We start from the raw sequence: 25841 nt of genomic DNA, 5'->3' as shown, positions 1-25841 counted from the left end.
GGCGACGTAAGGAGGGAAGACATCAGCAGGGATGGAGAAGGAGAACCTGAGTGGGTCCATCTGGTTCGGGGGGCAGGCGAGGTCTTGAGCTGTTACGACAACGTCGTAACTCCTCCCCAGCCGGAACGCACATGGGTTCTGGAAGCCTATCACACACCCTCCGTCTGTCCGCTGGGTTATGGCGGCCACGCTCGCGCCATTGATCGTCATCGTCAGCGAGCCCCGGTCAACACCTGTCCCCTCATCCGCTATCACTGCGAAGACAGCAAATGAGCTGTTGGCCCGGGTCACGTCGCCTAGCGGGCCATAGTCTAAAACATGGGGCGAGCTCGTGTCCTCCGAGGCGCCCGGCGAGACCGAGAAGGAGAACTCGCGAGCACCCATCTGATTCGGAGTCTTGTACCTGTCATCGCAAGACACCCGGATAGCGACCTGTGAGCCCGGCGCGAAAGCTTGCTCGGGGCAGAAGCGGACGCTCAGGCAATCCGAGAGTTCATGGCATTCGGCTTCTACTCTGTGGCCGTTGACCATGAGCTCGATGCTGTCCGTATCAACGCCGGCGCCAACGTCGGAGAGCTCGAGCGATATGGCGGTATTGGAGTAAGTGACCTGTGCACCGTCGGCCGGGGCAGACCAATTCATGTGCGGTGGGACCTCGTCAACAAGCCATGCGAGCGCGCGGGATAAGAACTCGTAGCGCATCTCGGGCTCATTCCCAAGACCCACGATTGACTCATAAGGGAAACACGTTACCACGACGCGATAGGGTAACGAGACATCATCGGATGGCACCCGCGCGGCTACGCCGTTTGGCTTGGGCTGGGCTTGGTCTGTGAGGATTATTTCGCAGGCATTGTCGAGGTTCCGCACCAGGCAAGCATACTCCCTCTCTCTTAGGGGTGATTCCATCGAAAGCATGAGTCCAGACGTGATCGGGTCGCCAGATCTGCCCTCCATGAGGAGCGGTCTGGCGTAGTCCTCAAAACCCAAATGCAGGTACTCGTGCATGAAGTCCGCCGAATCAGGCTCCGAAAGCCATTCCGCAAGCCAAAGCGATGAGATGAACATGGCGCCTCCCTCGTCGAGGTACTGCTCGACCCGTCTAGCGGTCTCCGAGACAAAGGGACTTGCGTTGTCCCCGGTCGTCCAGATCACGGCCTTGTAAGATGCAAGCAGCCCGACGGTAGGGGTTGTGGCCTCCTCGTACGTGTCGTATATGTCGTATTCAAGCCCCAGCGTCTCCAGGGCATCCGTGAAGTATGAGGCGCCGGTGGTGTAGTAGTAAACGCGGCTGTCGTCCACCAAGAGGACCTTGTCTTTCGAGTCTCTAGTCTGCACGAGGTCCCGCGCCAGTGCGTGGCCGGAAATCAAAAGCAGCAGAGCTAGAAACGACATAAGGCACGCTCGAGTGCCTAGGGCACGTATGATGGTCCTGTGCCGCCTCCCTGAAAAGATGGTGTCTTTCATCTGCGTTTCCTCAAAGTATCATCTTTGGCTGGCTATCTGGAATGATGCTACTCGCACCATAGAATAGAGCTCAAACGAGTCCGGAACCGCCGCCGCTCCGATAAGCATGTATGCACCGGAAGGAGTCTCCTCACTAACGTGAACATCTGCGATCGAGAAGGAAAGGTCCACGCCGGTCACCGCAAAAAAAGGAAAACCTGACGGTTCGGGTGAAAAGCCGCCGGCCGAGAAAAATAGCAGTGCGTCCTGGGTAGCAAGGGCAAGATACAGGTCCACCCGGACTGATGGTCCCTTATGCTCTAGCCGCGCCTCGATATGGATGTCATCTCCGGGGTAGAATATGTCGGCTCCCACGGATGGGATCAGCGCGGGGTATAGTCTTTTACAGAGCGCGATGTAAACGGTCTGGGTCTCCCCAGCCAGTAGCATGAGGTTGTTGTCTTTGTAGGGTTTGTAGGTTGGCGCCGATACGCTTAGGTCGTAGGTGCGAGCGCGCAGTTTCGGGAACGAGAACTCGCCGTTACCATCGGTATGGACAGTAGCGACAGTGGGAAACAGAGACACGTCAGCAGCCGGGACAGGCTCGCCCGAAACCGCATCCAGAATCCGGCCCGTGAGCGTGGCAGAGGTTGGAACCTCGCCGAGCCTGAAGACACCGCCTCCCTGCGTGCTGGTGTAAAGCACGCTCCCGTCGGCGGAAATGTCGAGGGCCGTTATGGCCCTATTATCCAGCCCAGCGTTTATGTGCCGCCAGACGCCGCCAGCATCCTCAGACACGTAGGCGCCGGTGTGCCAGTCGCCCAGGTAAACCCTATCGCTATTGAGCGGGTCCACGGCTATTCCCCTGACGGTCGCTTCAGCGTCAATACCGACGTTGACCTGGGTCCAGCTAAAGCCGCCGTCCACCGTTTTGAATATCCCCGCGTTCTCGGCGCCGGCATAAAGCACTTCCGGGTTGACGGGGTCAATAGCCAACACCCTTATGTCGTTTCTTGTTACGCCCAATCTAGCGGACATCCAGTGCTGGCCTCCATCGACTGTCTTGTATATCCCCGAATTGAGGGTGCACGCATAGGCAATGTCGGGGTCCTGTGGGTGCACGACAATTCCGTTTATGTTCTTCGTGGTGTCCTGGAGCCCGTCGTTCATCTGAAGCCAACTATCTCCCCCGTCCGTTGACCTGTAAATCCCCATGCTGGGCCGCGTCGTATCGAACGGCGTCGTCCGCTCAAACTCGATAGTCTTGTCGGGTAACCGCGCCCCAACATATATTATCGACGTATCCGAGGGGGCAAAAGCGATCGCCTTAAACCCATGAAGCGAGTAGGGATATGATACCTGGTCCGTGGGCATTACTGCGAGAACTATCTCCCAACTCTCTCCCCAATCCTCTGATCTATAAAGCTCGCCATAGAACTGATCGGCCGCCAGCACCACGTTCGGCTCGTCGGGTTTAACGCACACCGCCGACCACTCCGGTCGAGGCTGATATCTGCCTTGAACGCTTCCCGTTCCTACCCAAGTGAGCCCTCCATCCACGCTCTTGAAGGGGCCAGGTCTGCCGACCGCGAAAACCACGGACGGGTTGTGCGGGTCCATGGACACATCTGTCATCTCAGAACCAGTGAAGCCATTCATGGCGTCCGTCCAACTGCCGCCGGCATCCAGCGAGAGGTAGAGTCCCCCCGTGTACGAGTTCACGAAAACCTTATCCGGGTCAGTCGGATCGATCGTGATCGTTATCGGGACACCTGAATAGACCCCGGGTAAGCCCAGCGCCGTCATCCTCCACGTCTCACCTCCGTCGTAGCTCCGGGCAAACCAATGCTCACACGATGCATAGACGATATTAGGGTCGTTGCAATCGACCTCAACCGCGTTCCAGCAGTGGTACCCTGGTGAGATAGTGGCCCAACTGGCGCCGCCATTGACCGTCTTCAGAACGCTCCCGTGTCTAGGGTTTGGCTCCGAGCCGAAGCCCTGGTGCCTCCCCGTCGCACAGAACAGGATGTCGGGGTCATCCGGGTGTATCGTGAGGCCGCCGACTACAAGGCTGCCCTCGCCATTCTCGTCCAGAAGCCCATTGTTGACGGGAAACCAGGTCTCGCCGCCGTCAACAGTCTTGAGTATCCCCTCCCATCTCACGTCCCAACGGTCGAAGATGCCTGTGGCAGTATAAACGATGTTCGTGTCTATGGGATTGATCATGATATGCCGCACCAGCGCATCGCACTCCAGCACGTTGAACCAGCTCTCGCCTCCATTGACAGTCTTGAATATCATTCCCCTGGACCTGTTCTTACCTATCACCGGCACCTCAACGCCCGTATAAACGATGTCGGTGTCGGATGGGTCGATCGTGAAAGAACGGAAGGACATCGCCTCGAGGTCGGGTATCCCGTTGTCCATTTTGACCCACGTCTCCCCAGCGTCGAACGACTTATACACTCCACGCATCCCAAACGTCCCGCACCACACTATGTTTGAGTCGTATGGGTCAATCCTGCAACAGAAAATCGGAATTGAATCAAGCGAGGGCCCGTACCTGCTGGTTATGCCCTCGTTCTTCGGATACCACGTGTAGCCCCCGTCATAGCTCTTACACATCCCCGCCCACTGGTCCGTCGTGAAAACTATGTTTGGATCGCGGGGATCGATCCGGGTGTCGTATCCAAGACCGCCGGGCGGCCCGAGCAGGTTCGACCATCTATACTGTTTGGGGTCCTGAACAGCGCCCAGCTCTGGCAGGAAGACAAGAACGACCAAAACAGCCAACATCACAACAAATCCTCCGACGGGCGTTCTTAGCAGGCTCGATCGACTCGCTCGTCGCTCAACCTTGGTTGGTAAGCATCCCCCTATCATATCAATCTCCTCCAAAGTGGAACGTCTCGCTTTCGCTGGTCATCAGAATATCCTCGAGCGCTAAGCTCTTGACGTCAGCCTGGTCCTTGAAGACCCGACGATATATCAACTGCGCCTCAACTGTCGCACAGGTAGCGGATTCTGGCAATATAAACTCGTAGGTGGAAAAATCAGACTCAAGCGCCGGGATACGAGTGTCGGAGAGAATCATCGTCTGCCGCCACGATGGCGCGGGGTGATTACCCATCATGTCCACGAGAATCTTGGCGAACATCTTGCCGGGACGCCCGGCAAAGTCGCGAGGCCCGCCGCCGGTGCCCCCATATTCCGGCACGATCTGCTCGCCAAGAAACTCAAGCTCGTTGCCCTGACAATCGAACGCATTAACCAACAGAGTGATGTTCCGTATCGGCCGACCGGTCGGCAGATGATGCCCCGCAAACGCGTTGAAAACCGCCAGCGTCGCAGCGAGCCGGTTGTCCGCTCCTCTTGACGCTGTTATTGATAACGTGGCCGCCTGGTAATGCAGGGAGAGATTGTCCTCGCCCATGATCAGGTGCGACGGGATGGTCTCCGGGGCCCTCTCGCTAGCCTGGCTCAAGGGGGCGAAGTTCGTTGTGATCCCATCCGGCCGGTAGTGGCAGGCCTGGCACTGTATGCCCATCTCTTTGTATTCGCTGGCCTCCCATTCAGGATACGAGGTGTAAGTTGGCACGCCCCAGAACTCGCACGCATGGCACGGTGCGCATATCTCGCTTCTTTTCATCAATGGTAGGAATGTGCTGATGCGACCGGCGTCCTTGATCGGGCCTAAGACGATCCATCGGTCAGGGAATGGACGGCGCAGCTTGATTGCATTGATCCCATACACCGTTCCCAGGTTGGAAAGGTCCGTATCGAATATCTTGTGACAGAAGTCGCAAAAAACGCCCTGTTGACCGAGGGGACTAAGATTCGCCATATCCGAATCGTATGGCGATTCGAGCGCGGCTGATGGCGCGTGGCAAAGCGCGCAGCTGCCAGCCGTGTTGGGGAAATCAAGCTTATAGCCCGGGCCTCTCCCTGGATTCCCATGAATGTCGGCTCCAGTGTAAAGCGTTTGAAATATGACATTGCTAGCCGAACGGGCGTGGAAGTTGTTCGCCCACTGCTGAAACCCAGGGTGCTGGCATTTCATGCAGTTGAATTGGTGGTCGAATATGGACGGCGTCGGTGGAATCCATTCATAATCTTCGTTATCTACTGCCGCTATCGGGTCCAATGTCAAAACGACCCCGGTGGTCGGAGTCAGAACCTCGCCAGCGGTGCAATAATACTCGTATTTCCAGCCAGAGACGTCGAGTCGCTTGCCGCATGGGACCCCTTCAAGGCAGAATCTACCATCCTTGTCGCTCAAGACCTCGTTTGCTGTTGCTCGCATTCTCACTGTGGCAGACGAGGCAGGCCCCTTTTCGTCGAAGATTTGCCCAGAGACGGTGCAATGCTGCGGCTCAAAGCTAAACGACTCGGCGCTGAACGAAATGGTCCGGAAAGCACCTGCCTGACAGAGCAAGCCAAACAGCCAATACTCGCCCTCGGCCAATGCCAGCTCGTGCCTAAGAATAGCTCTGTACACAAGCGTCTTGGGGAACATCTCATCTCGCTCGATGTAAAGACCCCTCGCTGCGGGATGTAAAGAGGAGGGCGCCATCCAGTCCGCCTCGAACAGTCTGCCTTCTTCGACCATCAGGCCCGAGAATGACAGGTCTGGAACCAGGCACAACAACTTCCCGTCCGGCAGCTGGAGCCCAAGATACATATCGACGATTGTATCCTCGCGTGGCGGGCAAATCTCCACATAGAGCCTCAACCAATCCCAAGTGATGTAATCGTACTTCTCCGGGAAGAACCTGATCGAGGGGCCGTTAGCATCCAAAGACGGCTGTGCCCCAACCAGCGCCGTCAAGCAACAGAAGCACAAACCAACGGTTACGAATACTGGCCATTTGATGTGCCGAGCACGGATCATACGGGTATCCTCCTGATTAAGACATGTGTAATTATGCACGATACAGCTATCGAAGGTCAAGTTGAGAGCGAGAGGAGTTTCCCCATTCTGTTCCGAGGCCCGAGCTCAGGGCAGCATTGTGCTCTGGTTAGGCTTCGGGCTGTCGGCCAATCCCCGACAGGGGATTAACGTGAGTAGCCGCAGGTGAAACCTGCGGAAAGGTTTGCGCGAAACCTCCTGAAAAGCGACCCCAAAGGGGTCGAACGATACCATTGGTCTGTCCATTTGTTCGACCCCTTTGGGGTCGGAAAGATGGATTCGGATGCGTCTGTGACCCCGCGTTGCACACGGGGCTACTCATATTCAGCCCCGTTGGGGCTGTCTGTCCTGAATCTGGCGATTCCACTTCTTGAACGTCCAAATCGTCGCCTCACAGCCAATAACACAACCCACAAATACCAAACAATGGGGAAACTCCTGAAGAGCGAGGCCCGAGAAATCAGATTGATGCAAGGAGTCGCTACCATTTGGACTGCGGCGGCCCGACGCCGCTTTCATTGGTGGTGGCTCGACACCACCCTCTCATAGACATCTATCTTCAACCTGGAAGCCGTCATCGAAACAACCGCACGCTTCTTGACAGAGCCCACGCCGCGTCAGACGGCGGCGAGCCAAAGCAGTGTCGTGCCACCGAACTCCAAAAGACCTTGCGACTCTGGAGGTCAATCTGATTTTTCGGCAGGGTGTATTCTCATCAACAGGGAGAAGCCTCAAAAGGAATCCTTTGGTTTGCCGCCAACCTGGCGCATACTGTTACAATAGAGCTATCACGGATAACTAGACTGGTGGTGAGAGATGAACTTCAGAGCTTTGCTTCTCGCTCTTGGGCTGCTCTCGTTGATCTGTGCCCCCCCGGTCTGGCCGGCGGAATATCATGTGACTCAGGATGGCTCAGCCGATTTTGGCGCCATTCAGGATGCCATCGATGCTGCACAGGATGGGGACTGGATAATTGTTCATCCCGGCACATACAGGGAGAATCTGCGATATGGCGGCAAGAATCTCATCCTGCAATCATTGGACTCTAATGATGACGATGTCGTCGCCTCAACCATAATCGACGGCGGCAAGGCCGGCACGGTCATTACGTTTGACGGCACCGAAGACGAATCGTGCTCGCTGGCCGGTTTCACCATCAAAAATGGCGAGTCGGTCAATGGTGGTGGGATTGTTGGAGGCTTTTACGCTGATATTCGGACCCGGGCTCGGATCGAACACTGCACCATCGTAGGCAACTGCGCGAGGTATGGAGGCGGCATGTATCTTTCTAACGGCAATGTCGTGGATTGCACTATCCGTGATAACGAGGCGCAGTATTACGGTGGTGGGATATATGGCTTCCACGGGGAGATAGCTGACTGCGTGATCGAGGGCAATCGGGCGGCGCGTGGAGCCGGCTTGTTTCGCTGCAACGGCCAGATCGTGGGCTGCACCATCAGCGGCAACTCGGCGGAATACGGTGGTGGCATATACTACTGCGATGGGGAGATCACCGATTCGGCGATCGTAGGCAACTTTGCAGATTACGGAGGCGGCATCTGTGGCTGTGTAGGGATGATCACCAACTGCATCGTAACGGACAATCTTGCCAACCAGAGCGGCGGAGGGCTCTATTCCTGCTATGCCGTCATTATCAACTGCCTCGTTACCAGAAACTCTGCCGCGCGCGGTGGCGGACTCTACAGCTGTGAGGCGGGGCTGACCAACTGCACGATCAGCGGTAATTGGGCTGAACTTGGCGGCGGACTGTGCAGCAGCTACGGGTCAATCAAGAATTGCATTATCTGGGGTAATAGCGCGCCGGTCGGCGCCGAGTTCTTTGGCATCTCAACGCCCTCTTATTCATGTGTTCGGGATTGGGCGCACGGTGGCGAGGGGAATATCTCCCAGGACCCCCTCTTCGTGGCGGGGCCAACCGGCGATCATTATCTCTCGAGCCTGGACGCTGGGCAGGATGCGCATAGCCCATGTATAGATGCGGGTAGCGACACGCCCAAGTCGCTCTTTCTTACGGCGCTTACGACCCAGACTGACGGGGCGCTGGACACTAATAGAGTCGATATGGGGTATCACTACGCGCCTGTGGACCTCGCGATTCAGTCGTACCTCAACGGCGCAAGCTTCCGACCGGGCGACACCATCCGCTGCTCGATCGCTGTGCAGAACACGGGGCCTGAGATCTCGGTCGATCTCTATCTGGCGTTTGTATTGCCAGACGGATCGGTTTCCTATTTGGTTGACGGCGGATTCGACGCGGATGCTCGATCGCGCCTCACCAACATCGTCCTGCCCAATGGTTTCACGTTCGGCCCGGCCGCGGTATTCGGGCTGACCGTCCCGGATGAAACTCCCACCGGGCAATATCAGTTCGCGGCGGCGCTTACAGCCTCCGGAAGGGATTATCTCATCTCAGTCTCCGCCGCGTCATTCGTTGTCGGACGATAGACCGACGGCGCCTCGACAACCCCGAATACGAAGACCGCCTCCGCCTGATTCTCAACGTTGTGCCCCATCCTGAACGGCACGCGAGCCTCAAGCCGTAGCCATTGCTCGGTGCGCAGTCGGGCCAACAGTTGGCAGTAGAGGGCGGGAGAAGGTTTGAACACGACCAACAGGCGGCTCTTCTGCGGCCATAACGCCGACAGCCTTCGCTTAACTGTGTCGAATTCTTGCTCGAAGAACGCAAGGTCGTTCGTAAAGGCGCCCTTCGGCGTCCACCCAAAACCACCTTGTGGAAAGCGCAGTGTGGCGATCTTCGAGTCCGGATAGTAATACCTGAACGGCGTGATCGTCAGATCGGTGAAAAGCACGACGTCAGTCTCCCTCGCGTTGTGCGCGATGTAGCCCGCAATCTCGCGGTCATTGCTCTTGTAATACACCGTGAAGTAGGCGTGAAGAGAGAGCAAGAGCACGACAACTAACACGCACCCAATCGCATTCCTAAGCCAATCAACACGGATTGAAGTCAGGCCAAGGGCAACCAGGATGAACAGCCCCGGCTGAACGATCGTGTCATAGCGCCCAGGCACGTAGATCGGCTTGCTCTGCGAGGCAATATATGCGCAGAAGATGGGGACAATCGTGTAGGACAAAAACAACAGGCCGGCACCAGTCCCCCAGGCCTCGGAATCCGAGCGCCTCGCTCGGGCTAGAACGCAGATGACCATAATGATAAGCCCGGCAACTGCGGCCAAGCCAACTGCCCAGATGACTTTAAGAAAAAACGTAGAGGGAAGGCGCCAACTCTTGAACGATAGGTGCAGAAGTGTCTCGAAGAGCATCCGCGCCCGAGGCTGGGGTATCCACGGTGTTGTGTTCTCCGCAACCTGCTTGCTGAGGACCAAGAGCCAGGGCACGTAGGCTCCCACCACTCCCATCAGGGCAAGCATCGGCCTGGGGTCTCGCCTCCGTTTACGATTGGCCAGCAGGTATAGCCCCTCTGCGACCAGGACGAACACGCCGTAGTTCTGCGTGTAGAGCATTGCCACCGTGGTCCCAATGAACCAAGCAATTCGCCTTTTAGAAACGTTTTCACCGAGCAGGTGGCACAGATACACAGAGATGACGGCCAGAAGCGGCGTGAGTGAATACATCCGCGCCTCCTGCGAGTAGCATACAGCAAGCGGCGCAATGGCAAGCATGGCGCCAGCCCCAAGCCCCACTTTCGGGCCGAAGAGGCGCGACGCGATCAGAAGCGTCGCAGCGACTAGGCCGATGCCGCAGAGTGCGGAAGGGAGGCGGGCGGCAAACTCCGAATCGCCAAAGATAACTATCCAGAAGTGCAGTAACACATAGTAAAGTGGCGGCGATGAGTCCTCGACTTGCCTCTGGATAATTGTCCCCACGTGCTCCCGGGCAAGCACAACCGAATACGCCTCGTCCTGCCAGATGCTCTGCGCACCAAGGCCCCAGAGCCGCAGGGCCGCCGCGAGGAGCAATATCCCGACGGCGCCAGCTCTTGCGACTCCGCCCCAGTATGATTCCTTTTTGACAACACTAGTTGCCCGCAAAGCTCCCATCTCCCTAGGTCCCGAAATCGTGCCAACCAGCGGACAGAACTCTACACCTCGAGCCGGTCAAGTCAATCGTGCCCCAGGGACTTGAAAATCAGATTGCCTATTGGGGCGGCAATGGACAGGCAAGGATGGGACGCCGAAGTCCGAGACGTTTGAGAAGATGATTCACGAAGGAGGCCAAGAAACACGAAGGAAGAGGCTTGGTGTCTCTTCGTGAGGCAACCTTTTGGTTGGTTGCGTGTTGAATTTTGAGGCTATGTGAGTCCTTCCCCCGCCATAACCGCTGATTGCGGTTGGCGATGAGTGGCATAAGCGGAGGGATATGTTGAGTGGGGTTGTGGTCTTTTAAGACATTGGCCGTGCGCCGCGAAAAGAAACACTTGACATTTCTTGGTTGGGGCACTATTGTTTATGTGCTAACTGAGGATGGGAGAATATGCACTCCCATTTCGGTCTTTGACATTGCGAGAACAGGAGCCTGCGGAAACGCAGGATCGCGTTGTTTTGGGTCAAGCCCGTCAAAAAGTTTGTGAATGACGACAAAAGTTTTGCAAGTGGAGAGTTTGATCCTGGCTCAGAACGAACGCTGGCGGCGTGCCTTACACATGCAAGTCGAGCGCGAACGTTTTCTTCGGAGAACAAGTAGAGCGGCGAACGGGTGAGTAACACGTGAGTAACCTACCCCTGAAACTGGGATAACTACCGGAAACGGTAGCTAATACCGGATAACGTCATAGGTGGACATCCACTTAGGACCAAAGGGCGCTTAGACTTCGGTCGCGCTTATTTGGGGAGGGGCTCGCGGCCTATTAGCTTGTTGGTGGGGTAATGGCCTACCAAGGTTGTGATGGGTAGCCGGTCTGAGAGGACGGTCGGTCACACTGGGACTGAGATACGGCCCAGACTCCTACGGGAGGCAGCAGTGTGGGATATTGCGCAATGGGGGAAACCCTGACGCAGCGACGCCGCGTGGACGATGAAGGCTTTTATAGTTGTAAAGTCCTTTTGGGAGAGACGAAAAGGTTCAGGCCCAATAAGCCTGTTCTTAGACGGTATCTCCCGAATAAGCAACGGCTAACTCCGTGCCAGCAGCCGCGGTAATACGGAGGTTGCGAGTGTTGTTCGGAATTACGGGGCGTAAAGCGCGCGCAGGCGGCCTTTCAAGTCAGGCGTGAAAGCCCTCGGCTTAACTGGGGAGCTGCGCTTGAAACTGTTTGGCTTGAGTTCGGTAGAGGGGAGTGGAATTCCCGGTGTAGCGGTGAAATGCGTAGATATCGGGAGGAACACCAGTGGCGAAGGCGTCTCCCTGGACCGACACTGACGCTGAGGCGCGAAAGCTAGGGGAGCGAAGGGGATTAGATACCCCCGTAGTCCTAGCTGTAAACGATGGGCACTAGGTGTAGGGAGTATTGAACTTTCTGTGCCGTAGCTAACGCATTAAGTGCCCCGCCTGGGGACTACGGCCGCAAGGCTAAAACTCAAAGGAATTGACGGGTCCCCGCACAAGCGGTGGAGCATGTGGTTCAATTCGATGCAACGCGAAGAACCTTACCAGGGCTTAAATGGACAACGCTCGGCCTGGAAACAGGCTTTTCTCCTTCGGGAGACGGTGCCCAAGGTGCTGCATGGCTGTCGTCAGCTCGTGTCGTGAGATGTTGGGTTAAGTCCCGCAACGAGCGCAACCCCTACCCTAAGTTGCCAGCGGATAATGCCGGGCACTCTAGTGGAACTGCCGGTGACAAACCGGAGGAAGGTGGGGATAACGTCAAGTCCTCATGGCCTCTACTGCCCTGGGCTACACACGTGCTACAATGGCCTGTACAAAGGGTCGCAATACCGCAAGGTGGAGCCAATCCCAAAAAGCAGGTCTAAGTTCGGATTGGGGTCTGCAACTCGACCCCATGAAGGAGGAATCGCTAGTAATCGTGGATCAGCATGCCACGGTGAATATGTTCCCGGGGATTGTACACACCGCCCGTCACGCCATGAAAGTTGGTTGCACTAGAAGTCGCCGAGCTAACCTTCGGGAAGCAGGCGCCAACGGTATGACCAGCGATTGGGGCGAAGTCGTAACAAGGTAGCTGTAGGAGAACCTGCGGCTGGATCACCTCCTTTCTAAGGATGACAGAAGGGCTAACCTCTGACCGCGAGACTGCATCCGCGGCTCCTATTCTTGTAGTGTCTCATCTAGTTGCTCCTCTTTGAGTCGGAGAGCCCGCCCAAACGTGCGGGCTTTCTGCTTTGTTGGGCATAGCACCGGCTAATGAGCGCAAACTACAACCCAGTCCTGGTTAAGATTCCTGCTTGAAAACCCCAGTAACGCCGGTTAGATTAGCGGAATGAGTTCGAGTAAAGCCAAATTAAGGATAAGGAGGGAAATGACCGTGAGCACATATCCAAGGCGTTTCGGGGTGGGATTGCTTGCTTATGCCCTGCTGCTTCTGCTCGTTGTCGGGATGGCAACTCAAGAGGCCTATCCAGCGATTAAAAAGGAGGGCACGTCCGTGCTGAAGAGCGAAAGACTATTACGCGAGGCTTTGACCGAATCTCTGAAGGCCGAGGTGGAGCGAATCTGCAAGGAACTTGGAAGCACGCCTCCGACTGTTGCCGTTGAGGCCGACCTTTCGAGGCTCCTCGCGGTGTTTCCGGAGCAGCTTTCGACCTCGCCGACCGTTCGATGCCATCGAGTCCCGTGTATTGCCATTACTGCCGACAGTTGGCCTCATCTGGCGGAGGTTTATGCGAAGTCGGACGATGCTGTGAGGCGCATCGCGTTGGAGGTCGGTCTGTCGAGAAAGGAAAACGCAATGACGGTCGCCAGCGCCTCAGTAAAATCGATCGATGACTACGGGACCCCCGCTATCTCCCTTGCCGTAGATGGCACGCGAGAGTTCTCGCTTAATCTGTGTGGCGTTCGTGTATCGCTCAAGACCGCCCAAGCGTGCGTTGTGGACGTTGCCGGCCAGCGCTTGGGAGCGTTGTTCGAGGGGGAAGGAGAGCTCAGGCTTGAACCGACCTGTGCCAAGTCTCGCAAGATGCTCGTCGATTTTGTTCCGGAGCCTGATAAGCCGATTGCGATAACACGGGTATTTGTCACCTGCCCCTTCAAGGACGAAAAGCGCGAGCCTCGGCAGATCAAGCAGCTGAGGCTTCGAGTTCAAGAGCTTAAGGAAGAGCCAAAAGGCGAGTCGGATCAGCAGGTCGCTGAGTCGATGGAGAAGTTTCTTGGAGACTGCATCAAATCGGTCTATCCCCTTACCGAAGAGAAAGCCCTGGAGGGCCTGGCGCCTTATGCCGGCTACGAATATCCGATGTTGGTTGTCCAGACCGAGGAACTTGGCGTGTTCGGCTTCTGTTTCGCGGGCGAGCGCGGGTCCGAGACGGTGATGATGACTAGCCCATGGACTGGTGCGCCTGTCTCGTATTGGGAGTCATCCGGCGTACGGCACGAATGGATCATTCCCGATGCTGAGCGGTATGATTTTCAGGTTGCCTGGCATCCTGACCGGCTCAGACTGGCTGTGAAGTGTAAGGTCGCCGCATCGCGTCTCGAGCCTGGCCGCGATATCCGTTTCATGCTCAATTCCGCGTGCAAGGTTCAGAGCTGCCGGATCAACGAAGAAGAGACGCCTTTCATGCAGGGGAAGCTCGCTGTGGACGACTCAATCGCCTCGGCGCTCGCGTGCGGCTATCCTCCTATGTCTATGGATGGCTTTTTACAGCTCTCCGCGCCTAAAAGTCCCATAGTTGGCGGCGAGGCAAACGTGTCGATTGAGTACAGCATGGATTACAGGGATACCTCTACCATCGAGATGTTGGGCGAGGGCTATTGGGTCTCTTTCTGCGAGGACGGGCTCTCTCTCAACGGTTTCTGCGAGTGGTTTCCGCTTACACGCTGGAGGTCCGAGGCGCCTCGGGATGGTGGAATGACTTTCGAGATAGAGGTCCCAACCGGATTCACCGCGATTGCTCAGGGCTATCCCAAGTCACCGGAGACCAAGAAGAACACAACCGTCTGGCGCTACACGGCGGACTTCCCTACTCCGCTGCCATCGCTCGCAGTTGGGAGATTCGAGGAGTTCGTTGACGATGAGTTTGAGCCTCAACTCGTTGTATTTACGCGGTCCGGAGAGGTCGTCGGCCGTAGGTGGCTGGACGCGCTCAGTCTGGTCGTCGCCTGGGCCGAGAAATACTGCGGTAAATACGCGTATAAGCGGCTAGCGTTGGTGCAGGCGACCCCGGGCGATGTCGGCAGCATAAGCTGGCCCTCGATGCTGACGATGACCGATATGGTGAATCCGACTCATCTATGGTGGCAGCTGAGCCATGAGGTGTCGCATCAGTGGTGGGGCGACGCGGCGAGAATGCTGGATATTGATGACGTTTGGCTCCAAGAGGGGACGGCGGTTTACTTCAACATGCTGTTTAGTGAGGACCTCAAAATGCGCAAGCCCGGCGTCAGATCGTTCAAAAGCATGGCCGCATGGATCAGGAAGTTAGAAGGACCTCCTCCGATCTCGGCCGGGTTCCGGCTGGGCCAGCGATGTGGCGCCATATTATTCTCTACGAAAGGGGCGTATCTGTATCATATCCTCCGAATGGCGACCAACAACGACCGGCACTTTTTCGCCACGCTCAAGCGGTTCCAGCTGGACAGTCAGAAAGTGGGTCTGACCGAAGCCGGGCTCAAAGCAGCGTTTGAGAAGGCAACCGGCCATGACCTCTCCGGCCTTTTCAGGCTCTATGTGCATACAGGTGACCTGCCTGGCGTGCTGGTTGAAGTAACTGACGTGGCGACAGAGGTGACCCATGCGACAATATCTCTTTCCGCACAGATCACCCCGGGCGGGTTTGCCCTACCATATCCAATAGATGTCTATCCCAAGTCAGGCCAGGCGCCTCACCGAGCGGTGGTCTTCATCGGCCCTGATTTCGGGGACTACAAGCTCGATGTGCCCTTTGCCGACATCTCCCGCATCGTGGGCAATCCGGAAGCGATGCTCCTCGTCGCAGATGCCGACCAGGAGGATGTTGAGCTATACGTCGGTCCCAAGTGATCTATGGTTGAGATGTTTTTAGGATGCTGGATGGCCGATGACGGCAGATAATGCTCCGTTGATCTTCGTAGGTATTATCCTGATCCCGCTGGCACTCTTGGGGCTCTTCTGCTTTCTGATTCAGCTCGGGATAAAAAAGGGCAGTAACGCACTAGTGATAGGCTCTTGCATAGCCCTCTATATGGTTGGCGCCCCAGCAGCTTGTATGGCCCCATTTCTGCTCCAGTTTCCCGTGCCCGTGAGACAATCGGTTGTGTTTACCATTTGGTATATAATTATGGGCGTTGTCTGGTCGTTTCTGGCGTTCTCCGGCCTCAAGTATTCAGACGAGCTAATGGGCAAGGCAATGCTCGTCTTTGCGATACTATGGACATTTATGCTTACGGGCCCGTTGATTATTGTGTGGGAGTGGACGACCGCGGCGGCCTTTCTGATGGTGTTTGGGCTCACCGCGCTGGGCTATATCGTGCTCGGCGTTCTTCTCAAGTCGAGGGAGGCGGCCAGAAGGCGGAAGGAGTCGCGTTACAAACGCCTGCTGGAGGAGGTCGATGGCCAAAAGGCCCCCTGGGATGATCGCCCTCCAGGTTAACGTCAGCGAATTGCTGGATTGGAGAGAAGGACTGGTGCGAGGCAAGCCCTACGAACAGTTCTGCCTCGGAGTCGCCCCTAGGTTGACGATTCCGTATCATTGAGGTATATTTATCGTTGGTTTGGATAGGTGTTTTTGATGGATGGACGCATAACGAACCTGAAAACCATGAGCAGGAGGACGGACATGTTCCACAGTAGGGTTTGCCCAAGCTTGTCGGTTGTGGTCGTTTTTTCAATCGTGCTCTTAGCGACCGTGGCGCTGGCCGAGGCGCCGTGGGCGATGGTCGGGGCAAACAGCGCGCGCACCAATCAGAGCAGTTTCCAGGGCCCGGGAGCAGAGATATCGCTTCTTTGGAGGGTCCCGACCGAACATGAGGGGGCGCTCTACGCGACCGTTGCCGAGGATGGGACGGTCTTCGCGCTAGACCACAAGCTCTGCGCTTACGACAGAGATGGTCGGCTCTCTTTCCAAGAGGACCTTGGACCAGCTTATTGCTATGGGACCGAGGTGGGGCTTATCTGCGGCGACCGAGTTTATGCGGGTTTAGTCAACACGCTGCGCACTTTCAACGTGAGCGGCGCAAAGATCGGTGAATACACGATTCCCGACCTCTCCGACGATTACTATTTCTTGACGCCCGCTATCGGCCCTGCCGGCGAGATCATCCTGCCGATGCGCAAGGGCGACGACAGCATAGGCGCCCCCGGGGCCATCGCGAGAATTTCGCCTGAAGGAACACTGTGTTGGATGTTTGAGCTGGGCGGCCTGAACCTGCTGTTTCCGCCAGCGGTTAGCCGGGATGGCGGAATAATCGTATGTGTGGCGGACCTGAACGACATCTGGGCGGCCGAGCTGCCGACCTCATTGCTCTGCTTTGAGGCGAACGGGACGCTGCGCTGGCGGAACGACAACATGGCTCTTGGTTTCCCCGTGGTTGACGACGGCAACGGCCAGGTGATAGTCCGCCCAAGCCTCGAGCACAGGGAACCCAGCATCATCGCCTTTGACCTCCAGACAGGCGAGTTGGTCTGGGAGAGGCTGCAAGGAGACCAATACTCCTACGACGAGGGAATCAATGACGGGATGGGCTGGCCTTTGGCATTAGACTCCCAAAGGGGTATATGCTACGCATTCTGGGACAATACCAGTGCCGAGAACCGCTCCCAGATTCTGAGTGCGGTGACCACAGATGGGGCCTTCCTGTGGTCAAATGAGTGGGCAGACAGCAGGGACAGAAGCTACGACCTGCCTAACCACCCGATAATCGATGCGGATGAGCTGGTTTATGTCTTCTACTCCCGGACCGAGTACGAGCAGGGCGTGCCTCAGCGCGTTGTTTGCTGCTCGGACGTCTTCGATATGCGAGGGGCGCTCGTAAGCCATAAGGAATACGGCGCTGGCCCTACCAATCTGTCTTGGGCGGGTTGCGAGCCGGCGATCGGGCCGGATAATCGCATATACATGTTCGCCCAGGATTTCGATAATCCTGTAACGTGCTGCCTATACGCATTTGGGCCTGGCTCAGAGCCGCCGCCTGAGTATTGGCCAACGATACTGTCCGCGGGTTACGGCCTATCGAACGTCACCGACGCTGACGGTGGCCTCTTGACGATCAACGCCGAGGTCTATCATCCGCTTGGCACGTCCAAGATCGCTTCCGTTGAGGTGCTCCTGAACGGGCAGCCCACGGGACTGGTTCTACTGCCAAACGGTACAGACGGCGAATACAGCCTCAACACTGAGGTTTCTCCTGGCTTCCTTTCCGCAGGACGATTTTTGCTTGAACTGGTCGCGACCGACACCGAGGGCAAAGTCAGCGATACTTGGCCGTATTTCACAGTCGGCAGGAGCTCCGTGCAGACGCCGTAGTTTGGTATCTTCTCGTGCGATCTCTTCCGAGGCCTGAGGCGGGCCAGAACGCTGGGGTCTGACTTTCAGCGCTCTTCGGCGTTTCCTGAACGAGGAATGTGTGTTGGTTTCACCGGAGCCTGGCTCTGGCGTGGCCGTTCAGCATCTATGCCACCTCCCACATAACCGATTCGTCAATGCAACTCAAACCGACTATTATGAGTCTAGTTATTTGATCAGTTGAGGCGCGGATAGATGGCAGATTCGGACGTTATCATAGAGTATCAGGACGTTCACAAGGGCTTTGGGGAGCTGATTGTTCTCGATGGCGTGAACCTCCAGGTGGTGCGCGGGGAGACGCTGACGATCGTGGGTCGCAGCGGCATAGGCAAGTCGGTGATGTTGAAGACGCTGACGGGCCTGATGCCGGTTGATTCAGGGCACATCATCGTGGATGGAGACGATGTTACTGCTCTGTCCGAGGACGAGCTCAGGCGAGTGAGGCGCAAGATCGGCATGTTGTTCCAGAGCGCGGCTCTCTTCGACTCGATGACTATCTTCGAGAACGTGGTCTATCCGCTCAGGGAGCACACCGATCTTGACGAGGCGAAGCAGCTCGAGGTTGTCAAGGAGACGCTTGCGATGGTCGATCTGCCGGGCGTCGAGGACCAGTATCCGGGCGAGCTTTCGGGCGGGATGAGAAAGCGTGTGGGGCTTGCGCGGGCGATTGCGCTTCGTCCGCCGATAATACTCTATGACGAGCCGACGACCGGGCTCGACCCGATAACTGCCAACGTCATCAGCCGGCTGATAAGGCGGCTTCAGAAAAGGCTTGAGGTAACGTCAATTGTGGTTACGCACGATTTGGAGAATGCGTTTATGCTCACTGACCGGATAGCCATGCTCCACGGGGGCAAGATCATCTCGGTGATGAGCGTCGGTGAGTTCAGGCGTTCCCAGGACGCACGCATCCACGAGTTCGCAACCGGTGGGCTGACGGAGGAGGAGCTTCGGAGCGTTGGCCGGCTCCCCGCCTGAGATTGGACATTCGTAGCTTTATCGAGGCTGAACGCAGTGGCCAATAGGATAGAGATTCTCCCGGAGCTGGTAGCGAACAGAATTGCCGCCGGCGAGGTGGTTGAACGTCCCGCCTCAGTGGTTAAGGAGCTTGTCGAGAACTCACTGGACGCTGAGGCTACGGACATCACGATCGAGGTTCGTGCAGGGGGCAAGCGGCTGATACGCGTTCAGGACGATGGCGTGGGGATGGGGCGGGATGACAGCCTGCTGGCCTTCGAGCGGTTCGGCACGAGCAAGATCAGGACCGTCGCTGACCTCGATAGCATCGCCACGCTCGGCTTCCGGGGTGAGGCGCTTGCGAGCATCGCCTCGGTCGCTCACGTGACGCTCAAGACTCGTGAGAGAGGTGCGGAGTCGGGCACGGTTATTGTTATTCGCGGGGGCGTTCTGAAGAAGGTCGAGGAGGTCGGCTGCCGCGAGGGCACGCTGGTGGAGGTGTCGAATCTTTTCTACAACACGCCGGCCAGAAGGGCCTTTATGGCGAGCACGGACACTGAGTTCTTCTGGGTGAATCAGACGGCTACACAGTATGCCCTTTGCCGGCCGGAAGTGCGCTTCGTGCTGACTCACAACGACAGGAGAGTTATCGACGCCGCCGCCTCGGATGGTCTGGCGCAGCGCATCGCAGCAGTTCTGGGGCAAGAGGTCCTGAACACTATGGTCGGGGTCTCTGCCAGCTGCGAAGGGCTTGCTCTTAAGGGACATATCGGCCTTCCAACGAGGGCGACCGCATCGGGCCGCCGTCTGCAATCGATATTCGTCAACGGGCGCGCGGTCAGTTCGAAGCCGCTGCAAATCGCTATCTACGACGCCTATAAGCCATATCTGATGCGTGGCCGGCATCCGGCGCTGGTGCTTTTTCTCAGAGTTGACCCCAGGCAAGTGAATGTGAACGTTCACCCGACGAAACGGCAGGTCAGGTTTGCTCGTCAGGCCAGAGTGTGCCAGTTTGTCCAGCAGGCAGTAGCCGAGACGCTGCGCAGGACGCTGAGAGGTCCTGTTGTCGATGTGGCAACGAATCTCAGGACGCCGCCCGTTGGTGTATCCGAGCCGATAACGATCGACCTGGCGCATCATGACAGCCCCCAGACGGTTGAGGCCGAGCAGCCGGCGCATGACGCCACGCGGCTCTCGCGTCCGGACCACACCGAGGCCGCAGCGCAAAAAACCTCGGCAACTACTGAAGAGGTCCCGAGGCCGCCCCTGCGCAGTGAGCAGAGGTCTGCCTCCGGCAGCGGGCAGACCGCGCTATCGAGCGAGATTCAGGGGGTCACACAGATGGCATCGGGTGCAGCCGCACGGCCTCACGCTCAGCCGGTGGACGAGCCAGGCCCCACTTTAGGCCTTTTTGGCAAGCGGCTTGTCCCCGTCGGCCAGATCGATAACTCGTTCATCGTTGCAGAGGGAGGGGGCGCGGTCGTGATAATCGACCAACATGCCGCCCACGAGCGGATATACTACGAGAAGTTTCTTAGGCAGGTCAAACTGGGGAGTATCCCAAGCCAGCGACTGTTGATGCCAATGGTGCTGGAGGTGGCGCCGGCGGTGCACGACTTGCTGCTATCAAAGAAAGATCTTCTTGAGCCGCTAGGGCTTGAGCTTGACGATTTCGGGGGCGGGTCAATAGCCGTCAAGTCCAAGCCATTGCTGTTGTCAGATGACGATGTGGAGCAGCTTGTGGCCGAGGTGGGCGAGCTAATGGCCCGATCAAAAAAGCCCAAGGACCTATCCTTCAGGCCGGTCGAGGAGGTGTGCGCACTTTATGCGTGCAAGGCCGCCATCAAAGCCAACGAGGCGCTGTCGGTCCCCGAGATGCAGGAGCTGCTTGACCAGCTTGCCAAGACCGAGCACCCAATGACGTGCCCGCACGGCCGACCGACCACAGTCGAGCTCGACCTGAACGGTCTGCGCAGGTCCTTTCTCCGGTCCGCGAAGAAGTAGTGCCCGAACGGGTGCAGAGGGCCTGAAGGTCAACCTCTTGCAGATAGGACGGCGAGCGGCAGGCTCCGAGCCTCACCGAAAGGTTCTTCCCCCAATAATCAGATTGCGCTAAATGAGGTTTATTGGGGACAAGCGGTCTAGGCTGACTTTTTGGGTTCAGGCGATGTGTTTGTTTGGGTGTCAGTGAAGGAAAGGTGTGTTGGTGAGCGCAGATTCGGGGATTTTAGGCGAGTTAGGCGTGTTTTCTGCTCTTCGGAAGGCGGATTGCGGCACACTTCTGCATTGACCCCTTTTTCAGGCCGCGAAGGAAGCGACGATCAGCAGTTCGGCACGCCTCAGCTGAATTCAAAGACGAGGCGATTTGTGCGTCCGGCTGCTCGATCGCATGCTTGTAAACCTTCTTCAGCGATTATAAGCCCAACGGCGCTCACAATAAAACCCCAAACACCCATCAATGTGATTATTGGGGGAGGGTCAAACGACTTGCGGAACTCTCAAGGCGTGGCAGAATCCGATCAGCAAGAATCGACCAGAACCCTCTATCAATGGGACAGACAGATAGTGCTTTGAGAGCAAAGATAATCCTTGGGTCAGTGCTTTTGACCGTCTGGACGCTTCTGACCTTCTTGGTCCTGACGCAGATGCCGCAGTTTGCTGGGAAGCAGCGCAACGTGCCGGGTGTTGGGTCAACGCCGAAGATCGAAGTCGTCGTGACGATACCGATTCTCAAGGACCTCGTGGTCCGGACGTGCGAGCAATACGTGAACGTAACCAGCCTTGTCTCGGATGAAGTTCAATTGCTGAGCTTTCAACAGAAGCCCAGGGACGTTGTCCACATATACAAGGCGGACCTGCTTATCAAGGTCGGCGCCGGCCTCGATGATTGGGTTGACGACATAACTCGGGACCTGGACAGGTCTGGCCTCAAGATCGTTGACCTGTCGAAAAACGTGGGGCTTCTGGACAGGGAAGGGAAGCACATCGGTACCGATGCGGCCGCTTACCCAGGACTGACTGACCCGTATTTCTGGCTCGATCCGGGCAATGTGCGGGAGATGGTGCTGGCCATTCAGATGGACATCATCTCGATATTGCCTGAGGCGGCCAAGTATCTCCAGCATGAGCGGATGGCCTACTTCGCCGAGCTAAACAGTGTGGAATCAGAGGTGGCCACCGAGCTGGCCCCCGCCTCGAGCATCAAAATGGTCGCCGGCTGTAATGGGATGTTCTACTTCGCTCGGCGATTCAACCTTTCAGTGGTCGGCCGGCTGGACCAGATGGTCCCCCGCATCGCCCAACCGGACGCCGCCAGGACGCTTGCCAGGACGCTTGCCAGAAACAACGTGCGCATCATCGTCCTTGATCCGCTGTCGGAGCAATCGTTCCCCGGGCAGCTGGCCGAATTGGGTGGATTCAAGATCACCCTCCTCGCCTCGGCCGTCGGTCTAGACCCCAACGCAAACAGCTGTCTTGCCCTGATGCGCCACCACGCTCGAACGCTGATGGGCGCCGTCAAGAGCCTCCAGACGACGCCTGCCAAGAGCTCTGATTAGCTCTATCCCGACGAGCGCTCATAGCCCAATGCACGCTTTCACGTCTGCTCCCGTCTTAGACGCCAAACCCACACGGCAAGGGCGAGGAACAGAACCAGCATCCCAAAGGATTTAAGCGACGCCAATAGTGCCATCCACTCCGCCCTAAACGCCTCGCGCCAATAAACATACCTGACTCCCGTGAGCACGTATGAGGCGCCGAGGCTGCACCAAAGCCACGGCGAGACAGTTTTGGCGCCGCGGCTCATCCCCCAGACGAACAGAAAGGGGATCAATAGCCATTCCAAATGGTGAATCAACACCCACGTTGAGGCAAGCTGGTAGAAGACAATGACAAGGCCGACTTCGAGCCAAACACGGCTATTGAAGCGACTCGCCCGGCCCCGGGTGACCCACAGGGCGATCGCCAAAAGTGCGGTCTGTAGGAGCGTGATCGAAGCCCTTGCGAGCCTGGGCCGATGGGCGATTGGTCGTATGCCCTCGCCGCCGACCAACGCCCGTGAGACGACGCCCGCTAGCGACTGGTTCATGTCGAAGGCCCTCATATTCGAGGCCCATGTCGGCGCCACTTTGAAGAAGTACCAGTAGTGGACCTCCCATCCAACCGCTGCGACCGACGCCGCCATGATGATTAGCAGACAGATGAAGCCCCAGGCCGCAAGCCTGAACTTGCGCTTCCAGAGAAAGTAAAGCAGTAGTATCCCAGGGAACACCTTGACCGCTGCGCCGAGCGCGATCAGCGCACCTGCCGCAGCGTTCTTGCCCCGTGATGCCAGATACAAAGCGGCGCAAACGATGAGAAGGACGAGGCTGTTGGCCTGACACTCCTTGAGCGCGAATACCAGTGGCGAGTAGCCCACAACGAGCGTGATTAGGGCGAGCGTCTCCTCTATCCCTCCGGGCCGGTAGCCGATCGCAAGCAGTGCTAGGGCGATTGCTCCCGCGACGAACACGAGGTTCGCAACGAGCCAGATATCGTGCGCATCTCGCCAGTCAATGCTAGTAAACGGCGTAAAGAGCACATACCAGGTCGGCGGGTAGGTGAAGTATGGGAAAACTGGGATGCCGTTCTTTCGGGAGAGTCTGTCAAGCCTCTGGAACCCCTCCCTGTCCGTCGGCAGCCAGTCCGAGTACCTTGCCATCGGGACTTGCCTGCCCTCTTTTCTGAACTGTGCGGCCCTGAAATGGATATACCCGGCCATGTCCCGATAGAGGTTATTGCCGAGCGCAAGGTCCTTCGAGCCGAGCCAATACTCCGCAAAATCGAGGCTTTTCGGCAGCTTGTGCGGAAGCTTCTGACCGCTCGCGCTTGGCAGCTGCACGCTATCGCCCGGTTCGGCTCGCTGGAACATCGGCTCATAGAGCGTAGTGCGAGCAAACTCCGCGCCGGCTATGGCGAGAATTGCTGTGAGAACTGCAAGTCGAGCGGGCCTCATCCTGTGCGTGAAGAGCGGCCTGCAGAAAGTGGAGTTGGGGGCGAGTTTCTTGAGCAGCACACTCGCAAGCACCGCAGCGCAGGCCCAGTTGACGAAGATGTAAAGGTTATCAGGCATTTGCAGGATCGTATCAAGCTGCCGTGGAACGGGCAAGTGCTGGCGCAGTCCGGAACATCGTGTCATAGCGAGCGCGGGGTCTTTGGAACAGACCGTATGGGAAACTCATCGCTTCGTTGGCTTGACAGCAAAGAAGTGGTAGGCGCATTATTGCGGTGACTCATTGGCAATTGATGATTTTTTGGAGGAGTTCATGTGCAGCTGTTCATAACTTTTGAAGGTGTCGAGGGCGCAGGCAAGACTACGCAGGTCGAAATGCTCCATAACCTTCTGGTTGATATGCGGGTCTCAGTGGTCAAGACTCGTGAACCGGGAGGGACGGCGCTGGGCGACAGGCTTCGCCCCGTTTTGCTAGAACCCTCTGAAGCGCCGTTCTCGCCGCTTTCTGAGATGTTCCTTTATATGGCGGCCAGAGCGCAGCTCGTGAAGGAGCTGATCGTGCCGGCGCTCAATCACAACACCGTCGTCATCTCCGACAGGTATGTGGACTCCACAATTGCCTACCAGGGCTATGCACGCGGGATAGACATCTCTCTCATAGAGCGGCTCAATCAGATCACGACCAACGGCCGCATGCCGCATCTGACTGTCCTGCTGGACATCGACCCGGAGATCGGCCTGCACAGGATCTCGTCTAAGCCCTTGCGCTTCGTTAGCAACGGTAAAGACCGTCTCGAGGGCGAGCCTCTTGATTTTCACAGACAGGTGCGAAAAGGCTATCTCATTCTCGCAAAGCGCGAGAAGGACCGGTTCTTTGTGGTCAATGGTAGGTTGGGCAAGGAGGAGATTCATAAGCTCATCAGGCAGGAGCTGGTGCGCCGCTACCCAGAGAGCTTCGCTAAGGGCGCTTAGCCGTTTAAGTCCAACTGCACATTGCGCAGCGTGAGGCGCACGCCGCCTCGACTGGCTTCTGTGATTCGCGCCCTTTCGTCAATTCTCTGCCCCACGACCCAGAGCACCGTCCCATCTCGTCTTGTGATCAGCGGATGGTTCAGCCGCTCAAAGCGCGAGACCTTCTGCTTCTTGAGGAAGCGGCAAACTCTGACCTCTTGGCCCATGCCAAGCGGGATGAAGGTGTCCTGGCCCTTGGCGCTCCTTAAGATGAGCCTCGTGCCGCATTGAAGACAGACGTCGGCCGAAAGCAGCGCGTCGGTGTTGCTCACGGGGATCGCCCGGACCGGGCTTTCGATTGCCGAGGCAGTTATCGTAACTTCTCTTGAGGGGAGTTGTGCACTGCCGGGCACGGAAAGTTCACACTCAAACGGTGGATAGTCGCTGGGGACGGCATCGGGCGCTCCAAACACGATCGCGCCACCATGCCTCGTTACATTCACCGCTCCGGGGAGCTTGATACTGGCCTCAGGATTGTGCGAGGCCGCAACGGCTATGACTGACGCGATGTGGCGAGAATAGATGCTCTGACGTGGGAGGCCGAGCTCAGTCAGGGCCTGTTTTACAACCCTGTTGTGGACAGCCGGCCTCATCTTTCTGAGCGCCTCGACCAGGAGTGCGGGCCTCCCGTCCACCTCACAAGTGGCGTTCTGGTAGGCATTCTGTGCGGTCTCATCGAGGACCTGCGAGTCCAAGGCGACGAGCCTCGAGAAGGATGCAAGCTTCGCAAGAGCGTGCGAACCAAACACCTCATTTATGGTAGGAACTAGCCGGTGGCGGATTCTGTTGCGAAGGGCAGCTCCGCCAAGGTTGGTCGAATCCTGCACGTAGTCGATCGCATTGTCGCCCAAAAACTTGAGCAGCGACTTCTTTGGGGTCTCGAGCAGCGGCCGGACGAACGCTCCCGAGACAGCCCTGATCCCAACGAAAC

General features: G+C 57.2%; 14 protein-coding genes and 1 rRNA gene. 9 read left to right on the top strand and 6 right to left on the bottom strand.

The annotated features are described in order from the left end of the window. From VM163_07260 to VM163_07250, 3 genes are all read right to left on the bottom strand, one after another. The coding region (locus VM163_07260; GenBank protein HUT03670.1) for a hypothetical protein at nucleotides 1-1467 on the bottom strand (1467 nt) is incomplete at its 3' end. Between the two features lie 18 nt (nucleotides 1468-1485). Continuing rightward, the gene (locus VM163_07255) at nucleotides 1486-4245 is read right to left on the bottom strand and encodes a carboxypeptidase regulatory-like domain-containing protein (protein ID HUT03669.1); all 2760 of its coding nucleotides are present in this window, start codon (nucleotides 4243-4245) and stop codon (nucleotides 1486-1488) included. A gap of 88 nt (nucleotides 4246-4333) precedes the next feature. Continuing rightward, entirely contained in the window at nucleotides 4334-6340 is a 2007-nt protein-coding gene (locus VM163_07250; GenBank protein ID HUT03668.1) for a carboxypeptidase-like regulatory domain-containing protein, read from the bottom strand. An 834-nt stretch (nucleotides 6341-7174) separates the two neighbouring features. Here VM163_07250 and VM163_07245 point away from each other — a divergent pair. Next, the gene (locus VM163_07245) at nucleotides 7175-8824 is read left to right on the top strand and encodes a hypothetical protein (GenBank protein ID HUT03667.1); all 1650 of its coding nucleotides are present in this window, start codon (nucleotides 7175-7177) and stop codon (nucleotides 8822-8824) included. On the opposite strand, the gene VM163_07240 is transcribed toward VM163_07245, so the two are convergent. Beyond that, nucleotides 8779-10389, bottom strand: a complete 1611-nt coding sequence (locus VM163_07240; GenBank protein ID HUT03666.1) for a glycosyltransferase family 39 protein — start codon at nucleotides 10387-10389, stop codon at nucleotides 8779-8781. The two genes, VM163_07245 and VM163_07240, sit on opposite strands and share 46 nt — an antisense overlap. A gap of 557 nt (nucleotides 10390-10946) precedes the next feature. On the opposite strand from VM163_07240, the gene VM163_07235 reads away from it, so the two are divergent. The 7 genes from VM163_07235 (at nucleotide 10947) to VM163_07205 (ending at nucleotide 22466) form a co-directional block, all read left to right on the top strand. Next, nucleotides 10947-12510, top strand: a 16S ribosomal RNA gene (locus VM163_07235). Nucleotides 12511-12779: 269 nt separating this feature from the next. Continuing rightward, nucleotides 12780-15452, top strand: coding sequence for a M1 family aminopeptidase (locus VM163_07230; GenBank protein HUT03665.1), 2673 nt, complete (start codon nucleotides 12780-12782; stop codon nucleotides 15450-15452). Between the two features lie 37 nt (nucleotides 15453-15489). Further along, nucleotides 15490-16041 (top strand): hypothetical protein, encoded by a 552-nt coding sequence (locus VM163_07225; protein HUT03664.1) that lies wholly within the window; start codon nucleotides 15490-15492, stop codon nucleotides 16039-16041. Nucleotides 16042-16227: 186 nt separating this feature from the next. Then, the gene (locus VM163_07220) at nucleotides 16228-17913 is read left to right on the top strand and encodes a PQQ-binding-like beta-propeller repeat protein (protein HUT03663.1); all 1686 of its coding nucleotides are present in this window, start codon (nucleotides 16228-16230) and stop codon (nucleotides 17911-17913) included. A gap of 234 nt (nucleotides 17914-18147) precedes the next feature. Then, nucleotides 18148-18930: an ABC transporter ATP-binding protein gene (locus VM163_07215; GenBank protein HUT03662.1), complete on the top strand. Its 783-nt coding sequence runs from the start codon at nucleotides 18148-18150 to the stop codon at nucleotides 18928-18930. Between the two features lie 36 nt (nucleotides 18931-18966). Further along, on the top strand, nucleotides 18967-20913 hold the full coding sequence (gene mutL, locus VM163_07210; GenBank protein ID HUT03661.1) for a DNA mismatch repair endonuclease MutL: 1947 nt from the start codon (nucleotides 18967-18969) through the stop codon (nucleotides 20911-20913). A 566-nt stretch (nucleotides 20914-21479) separates the two neighbouring features. After that, nucleotides 21480-22466: a metal ABC transporter substrate-binding protein gene (locus VM163_07205; GenBank protein ID HUT03660.1), complete on the top strand. Its 987-nt coding sequence runs from the start codon at nucleotides 21480-21482 to the stop codon at nucleotides 22464-22466. 38 nt (nucleotides 22467-22504) lie between these two features. On the opposite strand, the gene VM163_07200 is transcribed toward VM163_07205, so the two are convergent. Next, a complete protein-coding gene (locus tag VM163_07200) occupies nucleotides 22505-24019 on the bottom strand; it encodes a glycosyltransferase family 87 protein (GenBank protein ID HUT03659.1) in 1515 nt (504 codons plus the stop codon). Nucleotides 24020-24214: 195 nt separating this feature from the next. Here VM163_07200 and tmk point away from each other — a divergent pair, with 195 nt between their 5' ends. Further along, nucleotides 24215-24871 carry a dTMP kinase gene (gene tmk / locus VM163_07195; GenBank protein ID HUT03658.1) on the top strand — a complete coding sequence of 219 codons (657 nt, stop codon included), beginning with the start codon at nucleotides 24215-24217 and terminating at the stop codon, nucleotides 24869-24871. Here the strand turns inward: tmk and VM163_07190 are convergent. Next, the coding region (locus tag VM163_07190; protein HUT03657.1) for an ATP-binding protein at nucleotides 24868-25841 on the bottom strand (974 nt) is incomplete at its 5' end. The genes tmk and VM163_07190 overlap by 4 nt on opposite strands.

The sequence above is a fragment of the bacterium genome, from assembly GCA_035527515.1.
Classification (GTDB): Bacteria; B130-G9; B130-G9; order B130-G9; family B130-G9; genus B130-G9.
The sequence above is the reverse complement of the archived record's forward strand: the minus strand, read 5'-3'. Positions and strand labels throughout refer to the sequence as shown.

What these genes read in the sequence shown, in the direction of transcription:
- VM163_07255 (HUT03669.1), bottom strand. Translation starts at nt 4,245, where the DNA reads ATGTTGGCTGTTTTGGTCGTTCTTGTCTTCCTGCCAGAGCTGGGCGCT.
- VM163_07250 (HUT03668.1), bottom strand. Translation starts at nt 6,340, where the DNA reads ATGATCCGTGCTCGGCACATCAAATGGCCAGTATTCGTAACCGTTGGT.
- VM163_07245 (HUT03667.1), top strand. Translation starts at nt 7,175, where the DNA reads ATGAACTTCAGAGCTTTGCTTCTCGCTCTTGGGCTGCTCTCGTTGATC.
- VM163_07225 (HUT03664.1), top strand. Translation starts at nt 15,490, where the DNA reads ATGACGGCAGATAATGCTCCGTTGATCTTCGTAGGTATTATCCTGATC.
- VM163_07220 (HUT03663.1), top strand. Translation starts at nt 16,228, where the DNA reads ATGTTCCACAGTAGGGTTTGCCCAAGCTTGTCGGTTGTGGTCGTTTTT.
- VM163_07215 (HUT03662.1), top strand. Translation starts at nt 18,148, where the DNA reads ATGGCAGATTCGGACGTTATCATAGAGTATCAGGACGTTCACAAGGGC.
- VM163_07200 (HUT03659.1), bottom strand. Translation starts at nt 24,019, where the DNA reads ATGCCTGATAACCTTTACATCTTCGTCAACTGGGCCTGCGCTGCGGTG.